General features: G+C 73.9%; 5 protein-coding genes. 1 reads left to right on the forward strand and 4 read right to left on the reverse strand.

All coding sequences use genetic code 11. The annotated features are described in order from the left end of the window. From NF338_RS20895 to NF338_RS20910, 4 genes are all read right to left on the reverse strand, one after another. The coding region (locus tag NF338_RS20895) for a ClpX C4-type zinc finger protein (RefSeq protein ID WP_318783205.1) at positions 1–459 on the reverse strand (459 nt) is incomplete at its 3' end. A gap of 89 nt (positions 460–548) precedes the next feature. After that, on the reverse strand, positions 549–1,784 hold the full coding sequence (zapE, locus tag NF338_RS20900) for a cell division protein ZapE (protein ID WP_264032509.1): 1,236 nt from the start codon (positions 1,782–1,784) through the stop codon (positions 549–551). Positions 1,785–1,793: 9 nt separating this feature from the next. Further along, positions 1,794–2,738 carry a permease prefix domain 1-containing protein gene (locus tag NF338_RS20905; protein WP_264032510.1) on the reverse strand — a complete coding sequence of 315 codons (945 nt, stop codon included), beginning with the start codon at positions 2,736–2,738 and terminating at the stop codon, positions 1,794–1,796. Continuing rightward, the gene (locus NF338_RS20910; RefSeq protein WP_087470506.1) at positions 2,735–3,079 is read right to left on the reverse strand and encodes a PadR family transcriptional regulator; all 345 of its coding nucleotides are present in this window, start codon (positions 3,077–3,079) and stop codon (positions 2,735–2,737) included. Before NF338_RS20910 ends, NF338_RS20905 begins: the two co-directional genes overlap by 4 nt. A 118-nt stretch (positions 3,080–3,197) precedes the next feature. On the opposite strand from NF338_RS20910, the gene NF338_RS20915 reads away from it, so the two are divergent. After that, on the forward strand, positions 3,198–3,908 hold the full coding sequence (locus tag NF338_RS20915) for a metal-dependent transcriptional regulator (protein ID WP_264032511.1): 711 nt from the start codon (positions 3,198–3,200) through the stop codon (positions 3,906–3,908). Positions 3,909–3,945 lie beyond the last annotated feature (37 nt).

Consider the following 3,945-nt stretch of genomic DNA (forward strand, 5'->3'; position numbering starts at 1 on the left):
ATACGTCTTGCCCGTCCCCGTCGGACCGATCAGCAGGATGTTCGACTTCGCCAGCTCCACGTAGTCCGGGTCGTCGGTCGCGGGGGCGTCGCCGGCCTCCTCGGCGGCAGCGGCGGCGCGGACACGCTTGTAGTGGTTGTGCACCGCGACGGCCAGGGCGCGCTTGGCGCCGTCCTGCCCCACCACGTAGCGGCTCAGGTGCGCGAAGATCTCGTGCGGCGTCGGGAGGGGGCCGTCACCGGTCACGACGTCCTGCGACGCGTTCTCGGCCTCGCGGTCCTCCTCGACCATCTCGAGGCACAGCGCCACGCACTCGTCGCAGATGAAGACGCCCGCAGGGCCGGCGATGAGCCGCTTCACCTGGCGCTGGGACTTGCCGCAGAACGAGCACGTGAGGGCGTCCGCCGCGCGCGGACCGCGCTGCCCACGCGTGTCGTCGGTGCCGTCGGTGCGTGCCACCGGGTGCCTCCAGTCCAGTCGGTTCCGGCCGATCGTAGCCGCCGCCCACGACACGCCGGGCCGGCTGGCCGGGTCCGGGCGTGCCGGGTTCAGCCGCGCGGGGTGCCCGCGGACGGGCGAGGACCGTCGACGGCCTCGGCCAGGAGCTGGAGCCGGCTGGCCGTCCGGAAGGCGTCGGGCCGGTCCGGCATCGTCGTGCGGAAGGCGTCGAGGGAGTGGTGCGACGTGACGACGAGCTCGACGTCGGCGTCCACGAGCACGTCCACGACCGCGATGAACCGCTGCTGCGCCTCGCGGTCCACGTCGGTGAGGAGCGGGACGTCGGTCACGACCCAGCGGCGGAAGCGTGCGGCCCAGTCGAGGTACTCGAGGGTCGACGTCGGACGGCCCGCCAGGTCGTCGAACGTCACCCACAGCTCGGAGCCGTCCGCGCGGTTCTCGTCGCCGACCCGCGCGGCGGTCACCTCGAACGACCGCGTCCCGGTGCGGACGACCGCCCGCGACCCCTGGGCGGGGGCGACGAGCGCGCGGTCGGCGAGCTGCGCCGTCGTGCCGGGGCGGAGCCACGCGCCCGCGGCGAACCCTCCGCGCCCGCGACCCCCGAGCGTCCGGTAGTCGGTCGGCCCGGCGAGCTCGACGACGTCGAGGTGCGCCCGCAGGAGCGCGATCCCCGGTTCGGCGACGTGGTGCCACAGCGGGTTCGGGAGCAGCGTGCCCGGCTCGTAGTTGGACGTCGCGAGCACGACGACCCCCGACGCGAACGCCCGGCGCAGGAGCCGGGTGAGCAGGGTCGCGTCGCCGGTGTCGTGCAGGTGGAGCTCGTCGAGGTAGAGCAGCGTCGTCCCGCGCAGGAGGTCGTCGATCGCCGCGTCGACGGCGCCGGGGCGTGGCTCCGGTGACACCTCCGGCGGCCCGGGCGGCGTCGGATCCGCGACCGGCGCGGTCGCTCGCGTGCGCCACCCGCGCGTCGGGCCGCCCTGCCCGACGGCGGGGCGCGGCCCGGCGAGCGCGCTCACCCGCTGGGCGTGGATCGCCGCGTGCAGCGCGTGGAACAGGTCGTACACGTGGACCCGCCGGGCCGCGCCGGCGGGGAGCCCGGCCGCGACGGCCGCGAAGAACGACCCCGCGAGCCACGACTTCCCGCGCCCCGCGGGGCCCCATACGTACAGCCCGCGAACGGGGCGCCGTCGGGCCCCCGCGAGCTCGTCGCCGAGCAGGGCGAGCCGGTCGAGGAGCGCGGACTGGTCCGGGTCGAGCGTGAACCCCTCGCGGGACGCCGCCGCCTCGACCGCACGCCGGGTGCGGTCGAGGCGGGATCGGGTCATCGGGCCAGCCTAGGCACGCGGGCCGCGCAGGGCCTTGACCCAGACGCTGATGACGTCCCAGCCGGTGATGACGAGGGTGCCGGCGATGATCGCGTTCGAGAGCCAGGTGACCGAGTCGCCGCCCGTGACCTCGAGGAACGCCGGGTTGACGAGGCGGTCGGCGCTCGCGAGCCAGACGACGGCACCCGCGAACAGCGCCCCGACGACGGTGTTGGCGACCGCGAGGCCGACGGTCCACCGGCCGCGCGCGTACACGAGGATCGTGAGGACGATCTCGACCGCGACGAGCGCGACGAGCACGCCGGTCCAGACGGGCCACAGGTCGGGGTGCAGCACGGGGACCGCGGTGCCGTCGGGCCCCCGGTACGTCGCGACGTTCTGGAGGAGCAGCACGGCGGCGACCAGGACGAGCAGGCCGACCGACACGACCGTGTCGACGAGCGTGACCTCGCGGGGCGCGCGCTCGGTCGGGAGGCGGTCGACCGTCCAGGGGCCGGTGAGCTCGTCCTGGCTCCGCGGGGCGCCGTAGCGCTCGAGCAGGACGAAGACGAGGGTCGTCCAGAACGCGATCTGGAGGGCGACCGAGGCGGTCGTCCAGATGCCGCTCCAGATGGCCGACCCGACGGCGTCGCCGTCGACGAGGTCCGTCGTGAGCACGATCGCCCCGGGGATGAGGCTGACCCAGAGCAGGACCTTGAGGAGGCGCAGCCAGTCGAGGTAGAGCGTCGGGCCGATGAGGTACAGCGGGCGACCGGCGAGGTCGGCCGCGAGGCGGTCGGGGTCGCCGAGGTCGTTGAGGACGTCGGTCTCGGCCCGGGCCGGGTCGGTACCGGCCTCGACCTTGGCCTCGACGGCGTCGGCGACGGACGCGCGCAGCTCCTGCTCGAGGTCGGCGTGCTGGTCGGCGGGGACGCGGCGCAGCGTGGCGGCGACGTAGCGGTCGGTGAGCGTCATGACGTGCCTTCCTGGGAGTCGATGGTCCGGAGGCTCTGCGCGATGGCGAGCCACTCGTCGAGCAGGTCGCGGGCGAAGCGCTCGCCCGCGGGGGAGGTGCGGTAGAACTTGCGCGGCCGCGCCTCGTCGGTGTTCCACTCGCTCACGAGGAGGCCCTGCTTCTCGAGCCGGCGCAGGAGCGGGTAGAGCGTGTTGGCGTCGACGGGGACGCCCGCTGCGGCGAGCGCCTCGAGGAGCCCGTAGCCGTAGCCGGGCGTGCGCAGCAGCAGCAGGCTCGCGACGACGACGGAGCCGCGACGCACCTCCTGGCTGTGCCCGGCGTAGATCTCGGGATCGGTCATGTCTCACACCATAGTGTGTGACACACAGTATGTGCAACAGACACATCATCGTGTCGAGCCGAGAGCGCTAGACTGGAACGGTTCCAGAGAAGAGTGCGTACCTGCCGCGGGAGGCCGAGTGACCGACCTGATCGACACCACCGAGATGTACCTGAAGTCGATCTACGAGCTGCAGGAGGAGGGGATCCCCCCGCTGCGCGCGCGGATCGCCGAGCGCCTCGGGCACTCGGGGCCGACCGTCTCCCAGACCGTCGCGCGCATGGAGCGCGACGGCCTCGTCGTCGTCGGCGGCGACCGCCAGCTCGAGCTCACGACGCTCGGGCAGCAGACGGCGGTGCGCGTCATGCGCAAGCACCGCCTCGCCGAGCGGCTGCTCACCGACGTCATCAAGCTCGACTGGGAGCAGGTCCACACCGAGGCCTGCCGCTGGGAGCACGTGATGAGCGACCTCGTCGAGCAGCGCCTCGTCGCGCTCCTCGACCACCCCGCGCACGACCCCTACGGCAACCCGATCCCGGGCCTGCGCGAGCTGGGCGAGGACCTGCCCGAGGTCGAGTACCTCGACGGCGTCGTGTCCCTGCCGGCGCACCTCGCGACCCACGGCGTCGGCGACGGCGGCGAGACGCGCGTCGTCCTCCAGCGCATCGCCGAGCCGGTCCAGGTCGACGTCGAGCTGCTCGCACGCCTCGCCGACGCGGGCGTCCTCCCGCGCCAGACCCTCGTCGTGGCCCTGAACGACGGCGTCGTCACGGTCTCGGCGGAAGGCGCGGAGACCCTCCTGGACCTGCCCGACGACGTCGCGCGCCACCTCTTCGTGACCGCGGACTGAGCCGCCCCGAAGTCGCCGAGAACGAGGTTGGTCCCGT

Source organism: Cellulosimicrobium sp. SH8 (assembly GCF_025818875.1).
GTDB lineage: Bacteria > Actinomycetota > Actinomycetes > Actinomycetales > Cellulomonadaceae > Cellulosimicrobium > Cellulosimicrobium cellulans_D.

Coding starts and splice junctions, on each gene's coding strand:
- zapE (WP_264032509.1), bottom strand. CDS start 1,784: ATGACCCGATCCCGCCTCGACCGCACCCGGCGTGCGGTCGAGGCGGCG.
- NF338_RS20905 (WP_264032510.1), bottom strand. CDS start 2,738: ATGACGCTCACCGACCGCTACGTCGCCGCCACGCTGCGCCGCGTCCCC.
- NF338_RS20910 (WP_087470506.1), bottom strand. CDS start 3,079: ATGACCGATCCCGAGATCTACGCCGGGCACAGCCAGGAGGTGCGTCGC.